Source organism: Bartonella sp. P12B (assembly GCF_055796185.1).
Window position 1 is genome coordinate 35344 of sequence record NZ_JBTTDI010000002.1, and the last position, 18603, is coordinate 53946.

The following is an 18603-nucleotide window of genomic DNA, read 5'->3' on the forward strand; positions in this document are numbered from 1 at the left end:
ATCACCTTTCTTAAAATCTATAATTTCTTAAAAAGACTATTTTTTACCATTATCCGGAACTGGATTTTCAAGAACCGGCGGAACGGGGTTTTCAATTTCAGGATTTATAGGCTCTTTTTGTTCCTGAGATGGAGCAGAAGTTCCTCCTAGCTGTTCAAGAATAGAAGGCTGAGAATTACCATCTGATGATGGGGTCACTTCCGGAATCCCTTTATTTTTAGAGTTCTTTTCTGAGTTAACCGGAATACGCTTGAGAATATCAGAACTCGAATTCGATATACTCCCCACAACGGTAAGTCCAATAGACACTGCAAAAAAACAACATGCCAAAATAGCAGTCAAACGTGTTAACGGATTTTTGGACCCGCGTGTTCTCATCAACCCAGAACCATTACTCGCACCAAACCCGCCACCTTCCGAAGGCTGAATCAAGATAACACCAACCAAAGTAATAACAACCAAAAAATGAATAACTATAAATACTGTTTGCATAAACCCTGCTCTTTAAATAACTTTTCACGGCTCTTTACACAAAAATAGCACATAATCCAAGGGAAAACCAAGATTCCTTTGTTATAATTTACGATAGACATCGCAAATGGTTAAAAAGTCAATTGCTTTCAAGCTTGCTCCACCTATCAGAGCACCATTAACATGCTCGGTGCTCAAAAGCTCAAATGCATTAGATGGTTTTACTGACCCACCATAAAGCAAACGTATCTTGTTTCCTTCATGACCAAAACGAGCGCACATCTCATTACGAATAAAACTATGCACTTCTGCTACATCTGCTGAAGTAGCCGTATTACCTGTCCCTATAGCCCATACTGGTTCATAAGCAATGATGACATTCCCTGCTGTTGCACCATCTGGCAAAGATCCCTCAAGCTGTTGCTTGAGAATGTCTAGCACCTTATTACTTTTACGTTCCTCTAATGTTTCACCAATACAAACAAGAGCAACAAGACCTGCTCGCCATGCCGCTTGCACTTTAGTACAAACAATTGCATTATTTTCTTGATAAACCGTGCGACGTTCTGAATGCCCAATAATGACATGGGTTGCCCCTGCTTCTTTAAGCATAAAAGCTGAAACATCCCCAGTATAAGGGCCATAATCATCACAGTGACAATCTTGTCCCCCTAAAAGAAGATTTGTACCACCCAACGTATCAGAAGCTCGCGATAAAAGTGTTGCTGGAACACAAATAAGCGCTTCAAGAAAATAGCCTAAATCAGTGCTAACACCAGCAGCAATGGCACGCAACTCTCCAAGCGATTCACCGGTTCCATTCATTTTCCAATTTCCAGCAACAAAAGGCCGAATATTTGGAGACATATTTTCACCTCAGAAATTATCACAACATATTCTTCATCCCTTAGGTATCAAATTATAAAGCGAAAGCAAGTCTTTAAGCTTGCATCTTTCGCATCTTTATTGCAAATTCCGTTACTGCTTTGATAATAACGCATGCTAAAAATGGAATTGAACAATGCTTGACACCATGAGAAGTGCTGCAAATTCTTGGATTGCCAAGATTCTCCTTGCTATTTTGCTCTTATGCTTCATCCTTTTATGGGGAATACCACAGTTACATACAAAAGGTGAAAGGGACCTTATTACTTCTGGAAAGTCTACAATAACTGTCGATGGTTACCGTCTTGCACTTGCCGATCAAAGCACACGTTTAGCATTCGCATCTCATCTCGGGCGAATGTTCACACCAAACGAAATGCAGCAATACAAAATTCCCGCTTTTGTTTTCAATCAATTACAAGAAAATGTCCTGTTTGATGAACAGGCACGTAAAATGAAAATTAGTCTTTCAAAAGATACAATAGCGCGTATTCTTGGCGCTGATAATATGTTTCAAATGAATGGGATCTTTGATCAAAATTTGTTTCGTAACTATCTTAAGCATTTAGGTATCAGCGAAAATAATTTTCTTGATTATTACACCCAAAAGGAGAAACGTAACCAGCTTCTTGCTGCTACGATATCAGGGATGAAGGCACCAGATCTTTTTTATAAGGCCCTCGCTGTGTATCAAAGAGAGACCCGAATCGCTGATTATCTTGTTATTGATCTCAACGAGAAAACAATTGCTGCCCCCAACCAAGAAACGTTACGAAAATGGTTTGAAACTCATAAAAATAGATTTCGCACTCCAGAATATCGCACTGTTTCTTTGTTATCTATGACATCGGATCAGATTATAAAACCCGAAGATATTTCAAAAGACGAAGCAAGAGTTTATTATACACAAAATACTTCGCTTTTTATGACCCCTGAAAAACGCACAATTGAAGAGCTCCGATTCTCTACCCGTGAAGCTGCTGATAATGCGGCAAAAAAAATAGCCGATGGATTGAGTTTTGATGAGCTGGTTAAAGCTGAAAACAAAACACTCAATGACATAAAAAAAGGGCCTCTAACAGAAAATGAGCTTCCTAGTCATCTAGCATCTGAGGTCTTTGAACTCAAACAAGGGCAAGTTAGTGCTGTAATCAATAGTATACAAGGTCCTGTTATCATTCGCGTAACACATATTGAGCCTTCAGGATCACTTCCTTTTGAAAGGGTGGAAGAAAATATTCGTCAAAAACTCACTCAAAATCGTGCTGTGGATGTTTTACGTAATCATTATACAGCAATCGAAAATGCCCGTTTTGAAGGAGCCTCTCTTAAAGAACTTGCTGATCAATATAAATTACCTTTGCATACAATCACGATTGATAAAACAGGAAAAACAATTGAAGGCACAATACTGACGGATTTACCGCAAAAAGACATTTTACTGAACGCCATCTATCAATCAAATGAAGGGGTCGATCTTGATCCTCTCACTCTTCAAAAAGGTGGATATCTCTGGTATAAGGTGGATAAGATTATCCCTGCACGCGATAGAACACTTGAAGAAGCCAAGGAAGATGTGCTTTCCCAATGGAAAAGTGAAGAAGCTCAAAGACTTCTTGATGAAAAAGCTCAAAATGTTCTTAAACAGATCACTGAAGGAAAAAGTCTTGTTTCTCTTGCTCATACACTTGGTGTTAAAAAACAAACAACACAAGCCCTACACCGCCACGATTCATCTGAAATTTTTGGAATTGAAGGCGTTAGAGCATTATTTTCCGGTCCAAAAGATCATTATGGTGTGGTAAAAGGCCCAGTTGCAACAAGCCGTATTGTTTATCAAATAAAGGCCGTAACCATACCTAAAGATCTCACCCCTCATACCCTTTCACCTGATATTCGTAACAATATAGACACCACAATAAGAGAAGATCTGAAGCTAGAAATGCTACAAGTTGCCAATAAAGAACACCCTTTGGAAATTAATAGCTCTCTTTATCAGAAAATCTTCAATACTCGTCAATAAAAAAAATCTGGCAAATGATTTTTGATATTTAAGTGATAAGATTTCAATCAGAACTCTCTTCTACAATTGAAAAAGTAAGATGGACTTCTTTTCTGTTAGTATGAGGATTAATAGAGTCCATAAAAATAATAAGAATCTCTGCAAACTCATGAGTTTGCAGGGAAACAGTGAATGCGATTCGGAAGATTAATTTTTTAAAGCAATAAAGAATGTAACTCATTCAGACAATTCTATGAATGTTCTTAATAACAAACGCTTATCACGTATAATCGTCTATACACGCAACACTTTCTCAACCTATCGATTTATCTGTAACCATTAGAGATCATTTTCTCTTATTCAAAGATAAATTACCTTTCATTAACAAAGGTTAGACCACTCATCCATTCAAAAATCTCAAGATCATTACAAAACCAACCTCTGTAATTTTAAAGCTTGATCTTATGTTTTCTAATTTATTGACCATTGTACAGCACTAAACAAAAGAGACTATACAATACCTTCATCTCACCAAATCCAATTTTTAGCCACTCTAAGATTATCTTATCTCTTATCAATGCATTAGCAGTATTTTCGAAAAGAATTTTTCTTCATAATATTATATTGTGCAGTTATCTTCAACAAATTTCCTTGATTTCTTCTGTTCCTTTATAGCACTCTTTTATCCTTATAATGTCCTTGGAAAACTACTTCTTATTGCCGCTTTTGTTATTAACCAATAACGGCGAATCAATGGTAAAGTTGCACTTTCTTGAAAAACCCTAGCTCCCAACTGTGTGGATTTTTGAAGCGATGCTGGTATAATTGCTAATGGAAGAAATGCTGGTTTAAGTATTCTAGGCAAACTATGAGAATATTCATAAAACTTGGCATAATGACCTCGCGTTACCGCTACCATAGCTTCAATAATGCAGCACTTTTGTTTGTCATTGACACGATTACCCTCTAAATCCTTCCTATCCACTCCCACAGCCTTTAGTATATCAGCAGGTAAATAGTATTGATATCGTGATTGCATGAATGATATAAGGCGTAACATACCACTTAAACCTTGGGCAATCCCGCCACATTCACAGACATCTGTAAAATCTTGGGCCGCCTCAGGATCTAATATCTGACAAGAAAGCTGTAAAATGATATTCGCTGTTTCGCAACAATAGGATTCAAGATCATGAAGAGTTTCCATTGGATTGTGGTAAAGATCTAAAATCTGCGCATCACAGTAACGCAAAAAAGCTGTCTTGGGTAAATTAAAAAGAGTTATTGCTGCAAATAACTCATTGAGAATCGGATTATTTTTATTCTCTTGCATTTCACCATTAGCAATAGAATCATACCACCAGCGCAATCGTATCTCACCTATAAGCGGGTCGTGCACAGTTTCGCGAATACGAACAACTTCTACATTAAAAGCGTAAAGAGCAGCCAATGCTCTGCGCTTTTTTTTAGGTGCAAATAAAACCGATATATAGCGGTCACGATCAGTAGCACGCAAAATATCAAAACAATAAGGAAGAGAATCTATCATTTTATGACGCCTCTTAACCTCCTTTTTTAGTAATTAAAATTCTATTTTTATACATATTTAAAATTTAATAGATGAAAAAACACAGCTACGAAAATAAGATTTGCCAATATGTCTTTACAATGTATTATGAATTAAGATCGCTTTTCTAAGCATTTTTTTAACGAAACAAAACACTCACAATATTTTTACTTCTAAAAAATTGGCTTGCTGTTATAATCTACCACTGAGAGTAAAAATTAATAAAGAGAGAAAGTCGCAAAAAAGCTTCGCGTTTAAGCTAGCATTTTTTCTAAAATAGCAGGTAATAATCACTCTACAACATATAGGCTTAATTGCATCAGACCTCATTTGTATAAAATTTTTGTGTCAATAAGAAAAGCTGTTTGCCTCTTAATATCTAAGGAGATCGAATAGCGTCACGTGTAAAGTTAAAAAGGAACGAAATGAGGACAAAGGAATATTTGACCATATTACAGATTAATGTATCATTTTAAGGATAACGCTACAGATTTTTTGGCATAAATCAGCCCGTTATTTCTGACTTCCCTCACCACATTCAATACTGCTTCATCATCATTGGAACCAAGCTCACCAGTATTGTCTCATTGTCCTGCTGAAAAAAACAAAACACCTCATTCTTGGGGACCGTTTCAAAGGTATTCTCAAAAAAGCTTTTTGAGAAAGAAATGTGTTGCGGATCAGCTTTCTCTGATGCACTGATCACCAGATGAAAAACATCGTTAACCCCTTATGAAACCCTAGATGAGCACTTCATTCCCCTCCAAGCACTGGTGCATATGATCAAGCTCAAAGGCCGAAATAGTCATTTACGGCTCGATCCATCAATCCTACTATCCAGAATAAAATTATCAGCATATTTTTATGTCAACCGTCCCGTAAACTATGTCTTTCCCTATTGATCACGGTTAATAACCCGCAAAATTCAAGAAGTAAGCGATAAAGATTTACCTGATGTCGAAATGGCGGAAAATATTCCTTTAACACTCGAATGATATTGGCTCCACGTATCATCAAAGCCCGTTGCCCAATAACCATAGGGAATGAAAAATAAACGTGATCGTATCGCTTATTGGGACGCTTATCTGTAAAGAGATACATTCCGCTATCCATGGAGCGCTGATAACTGAGCAACCATTGATCATTGGAACCAAAAGAGCATTTAAAGAAAGACCTTAAGCGTGTTCGATAGAGCCCTGTTGCCTGAACACCAAGATTATTACAGGAAACTGTAAAGGACCAGAGCTCCTGTTTGACTATATGAAATTAAAAGATCAAATATTCAGAATAATCTCTTACCGCAAACTCTCTTATTAATTACATCTAACAAAAATCATCTGCTTACACATTACAAAAAGGAGTAACGTAGGGATTAAAAACTATTGAAGAAAAGAATAAACATATTAATGAAGTGTCTCATGTAATGTAAGAGCAGTTGTAATATTTTGAGCTGATAACATAGCGGTTTGTTTCTTTATAAACGTAAAGATCACATCATCCTATGAATCTTCCGTTTATTCTTTACAGACGGTAAGAAAAGATGCATCTGAAAGCTTTTAAGATAACTCTCCAAATTACACACGTGAATGAGTCGTGCAAGATGAAAATGAAACAGGAAAAAAAATCCACCTTGCCCAGAACCATTACCCTAAAGAATAAGCGCTTTGAACACTTTAGTTATCTTAATTCATATATGATTTCATTTTAGTAAGAGTTTCCTCACAAAGAGACTCCTTAACAAGTTCATCGGCTTTATGAGAATCTAATTCTTTCGCAATAAGCATACGAGCAGTGGAAACTGCCAAATCGATAGCAGATGAGGAAACCATACGTATTGCATCAGCTTCTGCTTGAGCAATTTTCTGCTCTGCCAATTTATTACGATTCCTTACATATTCTTCTGTTTTTGTACGAGCTTCTGCGATAACAGCTGCAACTTCATGCTTCGCCGCCGCGATAATCTCTTGCGCATCCTTTTCTGCTTCCGCATGTTTACGCTGATATTCAGCTAGCACCTCTTGCGCCTCTTCGCGAAGACGAAGAGCTTCATCAAGTTCATCTTTTATCCGCTTTGCTCGCGCATCAAGATGACGTACAGCCATCTGCGGAATTTTGAAATAGACCAAAAGAGCAAGAAAAAGAATTAATCCTACAAAAGCCCAAAAAGTATCAGTCATCCTTGTATCCTTCAGTAATCCGCAACTTTAATAACTGAACGAACAGCCTCTTTACTGATATTAACATCTGTCAATTTTTTTACAATTTCAAGAGTCACTTCCTCAGCGATAGAACCAACATTTTGCATAGCCTTATCTCGAATTCTCATTATCTGTTTTTCAGCATCTGCTAGTTTTTTTTCTAAGTTTTCTTCAACTTCCTTTCGCTCAAGCTCAACCTTTCCTTTTAATTCCTCACTAGCCGCTTGCGCTATAACATGAGCCTGCAAACGTGCTTCTGCCAATTTCCGCTCATAAGTTTCAACTACAGTATCGGCTTCCTGCTTCATACGCATTGCCTGATCCAAATCAGAAGCAATACGATCTCGACGTGTTTCAATAACACTGCCAATACGAGGCACAATTACACGAGAAATAAAGAGATAAAAAAGTCCAAAAGAAATCGCTAACCAAAAAAAGTGCGAACCAAAATGCACGAAATCAAAAGGTGGAAACACACGATCTGCATGCCCTGTTACACTTCTGATATGCTCTATCGGCTTTTCAGTGGTTTGTGCATAAGCGCTGGCAATAAACATCTTATTCATCCTTCAACAACTTACTCCCCTTGTAACCGATGACAACTAATATTCTTTACTTTAATAGATAAAAGGGCACACCAACCTCTTCTGAGAAAATAGGCACACCCTCTTTATAGTGATTAAACTGCAAAAAGTAGCAACAAAGCAATAAGCAATGAAAAAATACCCAACGCCTCTGTCACAGCAAAACCAAAGACGAGACGACCAAATTGACTATCTGCTGCTGATGGATTACGTAATGCACCAGAAAGATAGCTACCAAAAATATTTCCAAGGCCCAAAGCTGTCCCCGCCATACCAAAGCAAGCAAGCCCAGCGCCAATATATTTTGCTGCAAGCACTAATTCCATATTATTCTCCTTTAAATTTAAAGCGAAATTGCACCATTTGACGGAAAACCGCCAGTTCTATTAATGTCCTGGATGAACTGCATCATTAAGATACATACATGTTAAAACTGTAAAAACATAAGCTTGAAGAAACGCTACCAAAAATTCAAGAGCAGTAATCGCTACAGTCATGATAAGTGGTAAAACAGAACCACCAACACCTACGATTCCCACCCCAATCATTGAGACAATGAAACCAGAAAATACTTTGAGAGTAATATGACCAGCAAGCATATTCGCAAAAAGACGCAATGAAAGACTGATAGGACGAGACAGAAAAGAAATGACCTCAATCATGGTAACTAAGGGCAAAACCACAACCGGCACACCACTGGGAACAAACAGCCTCAAAAAACTGATCCCATGCTTATAAAAACCATAACCTATCACCGTTAAAATAACAACCATAGCCAATGAAAAGGTAATCATAATCTGAGAGGTAATCGTATAAAAATAAGGGAAAAGACCAATAAAATTAGCAACCAAAATAAAAGTAAATAGGGAAAAAACTAAAGGAAAAAATTGCATTCCCTGTACACCAGATGATTCCCGCAAAGTTGACGCTACAAATTCATACGCCATTTCTGAAAGAGATTGCATTCGTGTTGGAACTAACCCACGACTTGATGATGAAAAAAAGAGAAAAACCGAAGTCACAAAAACTGTAGCGACTATAAAAAGCGATACATTCGTAAAAGACAAATCCATATTTCCTATGGAAATTTTAATAAGCCGTGAAATCTCAAATTGATGAATCGGATCTGGAGCGTGCGATGTCACTTCAACCTCATTTATCAGACCTTTTATCGGCCCCTTTATCTTGGCGCGATGCGCCCTTTTGCCCTAATTGACTGGAGGCAACATACCCCACAGACCGAAGAATACTCAATACACCAGCTGCAAATCCAAGAAAAAGAAAAAACACCAATCCCCATGGCAATGAACCTGCTAATTTATCAAAACCCAACCCCAAAACAGCACCTACAACAACACTCGCTAAAAACTCACTGGAAAGTTTAACCGCACGTGCCACCCCTCTTTGTGACTCTCCACTCTCCCTGTCACCTTTTCGCTCTTTTAATACGCTCTTACGCATTAAAGCGCTCTCTAAGCTTTTCTTACGACATTCCAAATCCTCTGAACGAAAGCACTCTCTATAAACTTCTTCTTCGGACTCCTGCAGCGGCACATTTGGTTCACTGCTTTTCGCCATAATTGGCTCCTTAATCACGAAGAAAACTATGATTGTCTTATAAAACCGTGCGCATCATATTGTGCTCGAATTTATTCGTCAAGACGCTAAAAGAAATCTATCACAATTTATCGCATAAATAACGCATTTTCTAATTTTATGGGTTCAGTCATTCACGCACCTCTAAACAGTAGTAACCATAACCTACAGACACTGCATTGCTATATCATCTTTAGTAAATACTATTGCTCTTTATGACATAACTATTAGAAGTATATTGGGAAATATGCTCTTTAAAAGAATTTAAATATCGCACATTTTTTCATCATTAATAAATAAAAAATGGCATCAATTAAGACTTCTGTATCTTTTAATACATAAGAGAGTTTGGAATGTAAGATACGTTATGTAATAGATTTACATAAACACAATTTTAAGATGCGTACTACAACATTTCGTAAAACTGTAATAAATTTTTTCAGTCTTTCTCTCGACATTTAAAGGTTGATCGTTTTGGAAAAGTTTTTCGTTTTTATTGAAAGAGATCAACGTAAAATTAGCAGATCTGCCAAATAATTATAGAGACTAAAAACTTCCTTTCCACAAGCCAGTGCCATAATCATTTCTTCTAGATTGTTTCTTCTAGACCTCAGTTATTGCACCGGCTGCGTATTAAGATAATTTCCTTAAATAGAGTGTATTTTTTTCAAATAATTTTGATTTACCCACTGCTCCGTTTTACAGCGTGTAAGAATAAAAGTTTTCTTTTTTGGATTAAGGAAAATTAGAATACAAAAGCGTTACTGTCTTATAATTATTTATTGACTCTAACAACAAATTGCCTTTTTATAAATAAATACACTCCTTAATCAAAGAAATATAATTTATTTATCAAAGATAACGGCATTATTTGTCGATAACGAGCAAATTATTTTCGATAGTTAAACATTGTTATTTATAAAAAGACTTAATTTTTTAAACGCAGATTTCATTCACTTAAAAAACAGAGCAGAAATTATTTCTTTTTGGAACGTGATGCAAAAGGATTATCCGATGCCCGTAACGATATGCGAATTGGAACACCAGGCATATCAAATGTATCTCGCAATCCATTAGAAAGGTAACGTAAATATGATTGAGGCATTACCTTTGGCCGTGAACAAGAAATCACAAATCCAGGAGGACGTGTTTTAACTTGTGTGATATATTTAACCTTAAGACGGCGCCCCGAAATTGCAGGTGGTGGATGATGCGCCACAACAGTTTCAAGCCATCTATTCAATTTTCCCGTAGAAATACGACGATTCCACACACGATGCATCATCGTAATATTTTCCATGAGTTTATCAATCCCTTGACTGTATTGTCCCGATAAAGGGACAGCTCTCAAACCACGAACCTGCGGAAGAAGACGACTACATTTCTCATGTAAATCAATCAATGTTATTTGACGATTTTCAATAAGATCCCATTTGTTAAAAGCAATAAGTGGAACACGTCCTTCTCGAATCACAAGATCAGCAATTTGCAAATCCTGTTTTTCAAAAGGTGCAGTTGCATCAAAAACGATTACTACCACCTCTGCAAAACGAATTGCACGTAAAGTATCCGCAACGGAAAGTTTTTCTAACTTTTCTTGGATTTTTGATTTTCGACGCAAACCTGCAGTATCAAAAAGTTTAATATGACGACCACGCCATTCCCAATCTACAGAAATGGAATCACGTGTAAGCCCTGCTTCAGGACCTGTTAACAATCGATCTTGTTTCAACATACTATTGATGAGGGTTGATTTTCCTGTATTTGGACGCCCCGCAATTGCGATACGAATGGATTTACTTTCATCGTAAACAAATCCACCCTTCTCTAAATCATCATCTATATCATCGCCAACAGATACAGCTTGTACAGCAACATATGCTTCTTCGTTGTTGCTTTCAAAAGCACGCTTTTTCCCAACAGCTTCTATAATTGCATCACGAAGACCCGTAAGCCCCAAACCATGCTCAGCAGATATTGGACAAGGCTCACCCAAACCTAAGGACCAAGCTTCGTATTCTCCCCCCGTAGCTGCCTTAGACTCAGACTTATTAGCAACAAGCACAATTGGTTTTCCTGATTTACGAACCAGTGAAGCAAAATTTAAATCACTCGGTGTTATTCCGCTCTTCGCATCAAACACAAATAAAATAAGATCTGCTTCATCAATAGCTGCTTTTGTATGAGAACGCATACGACCTTCAAGTGTATGATCACCTGATTCTTCTAGACCCGCCGTATCAATCACATCAAAACGTAAATCTTGCAGTTTTGCCGCATGAATACGCCGATCACGTGTAACGCCTGGCTTATCATCAACCAAAGCCAATTTTTGCCCAACCAAACGATTAAAGAGCGTTGACTTCCCAACATTGGGGCGACCAACTATAGCAATGGTAAGGCTCATAAATTTATTCCTTATTTGCCTTGCCCTCAGCTTGTATAAGCTCAAGCATAATTCGAGCCCGATCTTTTATTTTTAATCCTAGAGCACCATCTTCAGAAACTTTTCGAAAATAAGCAACCGCCTCATCCATTTTATTTGCTTTATAGGCTGCTAAGCCCAAAGCCTCTCTTGCAGACATACACATAGGATCAATATCATTCGCCATATCTTTAACACGTTTCTTGACATCATCGAAGGTCCCTGTATCAACCAAAATATAAGCTGCTCGAATTTTTGCAACTTTTCGCAAAATTTGTGGCGCGGTTTCATCCGCTGCAACAGAATCAAAGACCTCCACCGATTTAACAGCATTACCTTGTTCCATAAGTAGAGAAGCCTCACGTAAACGAGCAAGAAAAGGATATCCTCCAAAGTTAGAGGCTTTAACATTTTCCAATTGCTTTATCGCCTCATCAAAATGGCGCGTATCCGCAAACTCAAGGCTTTTTAAAAATGTATCACCAATATGACCGGCTTTTTTTATTTGCTCATGATGATAAATTTGATAGGTAACGACCATCAGTATAAAAAGAATGATTGCCCCAATAATTGAAAAACCATAACGTCTCCAAAAAGCAAGAGCCTTTTCCTGACGAAATTCTGCATTAACTTCAGCAATAAAACTATCATACGACATAGAGCATACCTTGAAAAAATACTTTTCTATGCTTTTAAGCATAAATGAACAAAGATGGTAGTCCTAATTAACTAAAAAACTTAAAATTCCTCACTTATTGGGCTTAAATCAATGTGTATCCGAATTGATTGGACTTTTATAACCGCTTCAATAAAAAACGATGTAACTCCCTTTTGGTTCATATTATAGTTTTTATATATCTTTTTTTTATAAAAAATTTCCCACTACCTTCATATCTATCATATATGCTTGCCCATAATCGCGAAAGCTATTTTGAATCTACTCATCATCACATATAGGAAAATGCCTTTAAAATCGTTATGTACAATGATTGTATTGTATTTTCTACAGATCAGCTGTAGAATTACAGTGGTAAAGCAACACATTTAAAAAGTCTTTATTAAAGAGATATCGTTTAATTTTCATAATTGAAAATATCTATCACAAAATAAACAGTTTTTATTGTGAAGATAAAAGAAATTCCAGCGCTTTATGATAAAATACGATCAAAATCCAAACTTTCGGCAAAACCCTTTGCATAAAATATATCTCTTTAAATTTATCTTATTTGCGACCTTTCATGATTCAGACTGAACAACTTCTAAAATACTTTATTGTAATGGCCAAATCCACATGAGCATTGGAACAGCAACAAGGACGATCAACACTGCCAATGGAGATCCAAAACGTGGATAATCACTAAAACGATATCCCCCCGGAGCCATCACAAGCATATTACTTTGATGTCCAATAGGAGTAAGAAACTCACACCCTGCACCAATTGCAACAGCCATCAGAAAAGCCTCCGGTTTATAATTGAGGGAATGGGCAAAACTTGAAGCAATTGGTGCTACCATCATAACTGTCGCGGCATTATTCAAAAATGGTGTTACCAACATGGCTGTTACCAACATAAGTGCTAATGCACCAGACGGTGGAAAAAATACCGCTAATTGGCTAAGCCACTGGCCTATAAGATCCGTACATCCTGTCTTCTCTAGTGCTTCACTCACCGGAATAAGAGCTGCTAGTAAGACTAATATTTGTCCATCTAATGCTTGATACAAATCACGCGCTGGCAAAACACGAAATATAACCATTGCAGCGGCAGCAGAAAAAAAAGAAAAGGCTACTGGAATAATATGAAAAGCGGTACAAATGATTGCTATAAAGAGAATAGCTAAAGAGACGAAACCATGTCGTAAATTACCAAATACAATATTACGCTTGGCTAAGGGCAAACATTTCAATTCTCGTAATAATTTTGGAATAACCGCATCTTGTCCCTGTAAGACAATCACATCTCCAAGATGGAAGGCAATATCACCAAGCCTCTCCCGCACCCTTTCATGTTGACGACTTAACGCAAGTAAATTCACATCATAGCGATCAAACAGTGCGAAGTCTTTTGCACTAATGCCAATAAGGGGTGAATTATGTGTAACAACTGCCTCAATAATGTCAACATCGCTGTCCTTATCTCCCGTGGGAAGGGTCCGGCCAGAAAAAAATTCCAAACGAGCAGAATTCATCACACTCTCTAGCCCTGTATGTGAACCTTCCAGTAAAACAATATCATTTTCAGATAAAATAAAATCTGGCAATGGTGAAATGGACACTTTGTTTCTAATGACTTGAATCACCATAACATCACCACCTGATGGTTTAACGAGATCAACAATCGTTTTTCCTACAATCGGTGAATTTGTTGGAATATATGCTTCTGAAATATAGTTCCGAATATCAATAGCATCATCAAACGATACACCTGAACGTACACGTACAGGTAAGCGCCAAGAGAAAAAGACCAAATATAATACACCAGCAGTAGCAACAGCCGCACCAACGGGCGTAAAATCAAACATGGTAAAAGGGGCCCCTGTTAACCGTTCTTGCATAGCCGAAATAACAACGTTAGGAGACGTTCCTATCTGTGTCATAAGACCACCCAACAAAGAACCAAATGCCATGGGCATTAAAAAGACAGAAGGCGAAACCTGAGAACGACGAGCAAATTGAAAAGCAATAGGAAGCATGATAGCCAAAGCACCAATGTTTTTCACAAACATTGACAACAGTACGACAGAAATAACCAAAAAAGCTAATTGAAGGCGCACTGATTTCACATCTGGCCATATCCGTTGGATAATAAACTCCATTATACCAGAACGCGATACAGCCGTACTAACAACAAACACACTCCCTACAATAATAACAATATCATTGCTAAAACCGCTAAAAGCCTCCTTCGGACTGACAAGGCCAACGATGCAAGAAACCAATAATGTACAAATAGCGACAAGATCATAACGAAATCGATCCCAAATAAAAACAACCATCATGAAACCAATGATAGAAAACGCCATTATTTGATTTTCTGTCATGAGACCCATCTCTCCCCAGATTATAATGAACACAGATATGTTTTAACTATTCTTATAAACACCAGCAAGATAAAAGCAGCTATGGATACATTTTAAAGCGGTTTAAATCGATAAAAATTATAATTAATATATAATTCCCTCTCCCCATCGTATAAGTACTTCCTTATAAAATACTGCAAACGCAAACAAAGAAAACTGATAAGAGTTAATAAAAGCGTATTGCAAAAAATATAAAAATGATTCACTATATCAAAGAGTGAGTAAAAGTAGATAACTGTTGAAACTGATATACGCTATATCTTAACATTTATCATTCCTTAAAAAATCTATCTCCCCTCCTATGACTATGAGAGTGTGATACAAAGCGAAAGAAGAAATGATGACCAATCTTAATAGCGGGTATAAAGGGAATCTAAGATACTGGTTAACTTGTATTATTGGATTTTTTTCTATCTTAGCAATTATAGTCGTCGGGGGCTTTTATATAGCAAAGCCCTACCTTGACAGTTTTGTAAGACGAGAAATAGCCCGTCGTTCTATAAAGGCAGAGACATCTGAAGTCAGCATCCTTGGAAAAATCAATTTGACAAATGTTACGCTGCCGCTCCCTGCTGGCGCATCACTTAAAATTGGTGCTATTTCTGCTCGTCCCCCTATTTCCTTTATTCCTGGGGCTTTCACACTTTACAATGTTGATTTAAAGCATCATGATATTCACATACAAATTCCCCAGATTTCTCTTAACAGTGTCTCATTAAAAGAAAAAGATACTGCGATTACATCACGTCTTTTGCAATCAATTATGCGTATTGAACTTTCTTCAATTATTGCACCGAACATACTGCTTTCTATAGAAAATGAGAACAAACTAACCGAAAAAATTGAAGTAAAGAATTTTCAGCTTTCTGATTTTAAAAATGGCCATATTGGTTCTGTCAGCTTCAAAAATATGGACCTTAATATGACAGCTAAAAATGCTGAAAAGCAAATGCATATTATCACCAAAAGTGATGCAATAGAAGCACGCGATATTGATATAAGCTTTGCTGATTTGTTTATTTTAGGAAGAAGTAATTCTATCAATCAAGTCAAAAACATTACCGGTCCTCTTTCTATAAAAAATCTAATAGTTAATACTTTTGAAGGAGAAGGAGAGAATATCTCTTTCTCTCTTGGTCAATTTAAAACATCTGGTCTAAAGATGAAACCGCTTGAACAGACAGTTAAAAAATTGATCAAAGATCACTTAAACGAAAAAAAATTAAATAACAAGAAAACTGAAAAAAGAATACGGCGTGATCTTCTCATAGATAACTTGTTCACCGTTACCTTAGCTGATGCAGAAGTGAATAACTTCAAAATTGATACACCACAATTTAAAGAAACACTCGAGTCACTCCGATTCACACAAGGCTTATGGAAGCAGCCTATACCCAAAAAGCTTTTTATTTCTTTTAAGAACTTTTCAATTTTACCTAAAAAAATGAAAGAAGAAAACTTAGAGCTTTTCAAAAAAATAGGTATCGAACACTTTGATTTTTCAGAAAAAATTGATATTTCTTATGATGAAACAAAGCAGACGCTTTCTCTCAATGCAATGTCTTTCAACATAAAAAATGTTGGATCTGGAAAAGTATCAGCGAAGCTTGTTAATGTTGATGAAAAATTTTTTTCTGCTCAAAAAGATTTAATGATTGCTGCTTCTCAAAACCTTGGCATCACTGATATTGATATTAGCTATACAGATGATGGTTTCATTGATAAGCTTTTTTCTTATCTTGCACGAAATCTCGGTGATACAAAACATGATCTCAAAAAAGAACTCTATGACAATTTTTATCTGATGATGACGCAAACCCCAAAAATATTGCTCAAAGATCATAAAGAAGCTGAAAATATTTCAAATTCTCTTGGAGACTTTGCTAAAAATCCTCAAACATTGACCATTAAAATAAAAGCAAAAGACAACAAAGCTCTCACAATAACCGATCTTGAAAATGCACTACAAAATGATTTGTCCTCAGCTTTGGATAAAGTGCATCTCACTATCAAGAATAAAGCATCACCTTAAAAAAAGAGTGTTCCGCTTCGAATATAAATATTCTTGTCTATAAGTTTAAGAGCTTTATTCCTCTTTTTTCTTTTCTATGATAGAAGAAAGTATCGTACAGAGTAGTTTACACAAAAAGATATATACTGGTAAAATTGTCGATACTTGGAGTTGTTCATGTCTGATTTATCTTCAAATCGCTTGCCTAATCGTGCTTCTCGTGTCACAAATCAAGCACTTTCTGCTATTGAGCGTTTCCTTCATATTGAAGCTCTCAGCGGAATTGTTCTCTTATTAGCTGCTGCTGCTGCACTCATTCTTGCCAATTCTGATTATGCTTCTCTTTATGAATCCTTCTGGCATACACCTTTTGGCTTTAACTTTGGCCATTTCACCCTCTCATGGGATTTGCATTTCTGGGTTAATGATGCTCTCATGACTATTTTCTTTCTCGTCGCGGGAATGGAAATTCGGCGTGAGATTCATGAAGGAGCTCTTGCTGATTTTAAACAAGCAATTTTGCCAATTATTGCAGCAGTCGGTGGAGTTTGCCTCCCTGCAATTATCTATCTCAGCTTCAATTTTAATGGGGGACATACAAATGGTTGGGCTGTGCCAACGGCAACAGATATTGCTTTTGCATTAGGTATTCTTGCTCTTCTTGGGAAAAAAATTCCTTCTAATCTTCATATCATTCTCTTATCCTTGGCAATTATTGATGATATCATCGCTGTTCTTATTATTGCTTTCTTCTACTCCACAAACATTGATCCTAGTGGTTTAATCATCGCCTCAGCGGGTATTGCCTTAGTGTTATTCTTTCAATGGATTGGTCTCGCTTCAGCATGGCTCTACATTCTACCTGGTGCAATTATTTGGTGGGGATTAATGGCAACAGGTGTTCACCCATCACTTGCTGGTGTGATTTTAGGTATGATGACCCCTGTTTTTCCTACCCGAACGTTAGTTGCGCCGCTCACCATGTTAAGCAATGCAATGCAAATTCTTCAAGAAAAAAATGTAAAAACAGACCTGCATCATATCTCCACTGCATTGAAAAAAATGCGCAAAGGACAACGTGATATGATTGCACCAGTAATACGTGTCCAGAAAGCATTGCATCCATGGGTCGCATACGGCGTGATGCCGATTTTTGCTTTTGCAAATGCTGGGGTTAGTTTTGCAAATTTTGACCTTTCTTCTCATGAATCATTCTTAGTTATACTTGGTGTTGTTATTGGTCTCTTTGTTGGTAAGCCTATGGGTATCATTATTGCAAGTTATTTAGCAGTAAAATCAGGACTATGTCGTCTTCCTCCTCAAATGACTTGGACAGGTGTTTTGCTCATTGGATTGTTAGCAGGAATTGGCTTTACAATGTCTATCTTTGTTTCAATGCTTGCTTTTAAGGATATCATCTTACTTGATTCTGCAAAAATTGGTGTCCTTTGTGGATCTGGTTTATCTGCTCTTGTCGGCCTTGGTTATGGGTTCATTTACATTAAGCGTAATAAAAAAATTTCTCATAATTCTTAGCAGTTCAAAGAATAATGCTCTTTATAATACTTCTTAAAAAAACGGCTTGGTCCATTTTTTGAACTGTAATTTAGAGTAATCATAGAAACGAAGAAAGGGAAATTTCTCCCTTAATTTATTTCTTTACCATGAAATAAAAGAAAAAGATTATCCTCTTTAAAAATTATTTCACTTTACTGATAAACTCTGTCAAAAATATTTAATCAAAAATAAGGCGTGATTTGCATAAAATAATGCATCTCTTATT

General features: G+C 36.8%; 14 protein-coding genes and 1 pseudogene. 3 read left to right on the forward strand and 12 right to left on the reverse strand.

From position 1 onward, the window contains the following. Positions 1-36: 36 nt before the first annotated feature. Together secG and tpiA are read right to left on the reverse strand one after the other, a co-directional pair. A complete protein-coding gene (gene secG, locus AC0QT1_RS01770; protein WP_473200196.1) occupies positions 37-492 on the reverse strand; it encodes a preprotein translocase subunit SecG in 456 nt (151 codons plus the stop codon). A gap of 81 nt (positions 493-573) precedes the next feature. Continuing rightward, entirely contained in the window at positions 574-1338 is a 765-nt protein-coding gene (gene tpiA / locus AC0QT1_RS01775; RefSeq protein ID WP_473201524.1) for a triose-phosphate isomerase, read from the reverse strand. A gap of 154 nt (positions 1339-1492) precedes the next feature. On the opposite strand from tpiA, the gene AC0QT1_RS01780 reads away from it, so the two are divergent. Further along, positions 1493-3379 (forward strand): peptidyl-prolyl cis-trans isomerase, encoded by a 1887-nt coding sequence (locus AC0QT1_RS01780; RefSeq protein WP_473201525.1) that lies wholly within the window; start codon positions 1493-1495, stop codon positions 3377-3379. Positions 3380-4046: 667 nt separating this feature from the next. Here the strand turns inward: AC0QT1_RS01780 and AC0QT1_RS01785 are convergent. The 10 genes and pseudogenes from AC0QT1_RS01785 to AC0QT1_RS01830 form a co-directional block, all read right to left on the reverse strand. Next, positions 4047-4907: a phytoene/squalene synthase family protein gene (locus AC0QT1_RS01785; protein ID WP_473201526.1), complete on the reverse strand. Its 861-nt coding sequence runs from the start codon at positions 4905-4907 to the stop codon at positions 4047-4049. Positions 4908-5850: 943 nt separating this feature from the next. Then, positions 5851-6185: pseudogene (locus tag AC0QT1_RS01790) on the reverse strand (ShlB/FhaC/HecB family hemolysin secretion/activation protein). 422 nt (positions 6186-6607) lie between these two features. Then, positions 6608-7102 (reverse strand): F0F1 ATP synthase subunit B, encoded by a 495-nt coding sequence (locus AC0QT1_RS01795; RefSeq protein ID WP_473200192.1) that lies wholly within the window; start codon positions 7100-7102, stop codon positions 6608-6610. An 11-nt stretch (positions 7103-7113) separates the two neighbouring features. Then, positions 7114-7680 carry a F0F1 ATP synthase subunit B gene (locus AC0QT1_RS01800; RefSeq protein ID WP_473200191.1) on the reverse strand — a complete coding sequence of 189 codons (567 nt, stop codon included), beginning with the start codon at positions 7678-7680 and terminating at the stop codon, positions 7114-7116. Positions 7681-7802: 122 nt separating this feature from the next. Continuing rightward, entirely contained in the window at positions 7803-8033 is a 231-nt protein-coding gene (locus AC0QT1_RS01805; RefSeq protein ID WP_006589457.1) for a F0F1 ATP synthase subunit C, read from the reverse strand. 60 nt (positions 8034-8093) lie between these two features. Further along, on the reverse strand, positions 8094-8852 hold the full coding sequence (locus AC0QT1_RS01810) for a F0F1 ATP synthase subunit A (protein WP_473201527.1): 759 nt from the start codon (positions 8850-8852) through the stop codon (positions 8094-8096). A 7-nt stretch (positions 8853-8859) separates the two neighbouring features. Next, the gene (locus AC0QT1_RS01815) at positions 8860-9285 is read right to left on the reverse strand and encodes an AtpZ/AtpI family protein (protein WP_473201528.1); all 426 of its coding nucleotides are present in this window, start codon (positions 9283-9285) and stop codon (positions 8860-8862) included. Positions 9286-10279: 994 nt separating this feature from the next. After that, a complete protein-coding gene (der, locus tag AC0QT1_RS01820) occupies positions 10280-11710 on the reverse strand; it encodes a ribosome biogenesis GTPase Der (protein ID WP_473200188.1) in 1431 nt (476 codons plus the stop codon). A gap of 4 nt (positions 11711-11714) precedes the next feature. Further along, complete coding sequence (locus AC0QT1_RS01825) at positions 11715-12386, reverse strand: DUF2659 family protein (RefSeq protein WP_473200187.1); 672 nt, start codon at positions 12384-12386, stop codon at positions 11715-11717. Between the two features lie 611 nt (positions 12387-12997). After that, positions 12998-14770 (reverse strand): SLC13 family permease, encoded by a 1773-nt coding sequence (locus tag AC0QT1_RS01830; protein ID WP_473200186.1) that lies wholly within the window; start codon positions 14768-14770, stop codon positions 12998-13000. 379 nt (positions 14771-15149) lie between these two features. On the opposite strand from AC0QT1_RS01830, the gene AC0QT1_RS01835 reads away from it, so the two are divergent. Both AC0QT1_RS01835 and nhaA read left to right on the forward strand, forming a co-directional pair. Further along, positions 15150-16841, forward strand: coding sequence for a hypothetical protein (locus AC0QT1_RS01835; protein ID WP_473201583.1), 1692 nt, complete (start codon positions 15150-15152; stop codon positions 16839-16841). A gap of 156 nt (positions 16842-16997) precedes the next feature. Further along, positions 16998-18356, forward strand: coding sequence for a Na+/H+ antiporter NhaA (gene nhaA, locus AC0QT1_RS01840; RefSeq protein WP_473201529.1), 1359 nt, complete (start codon positions 16998-17000; stop codon positions 18354-18356). Positions 18357-18603: the final 247 nt, after the last annotated feature.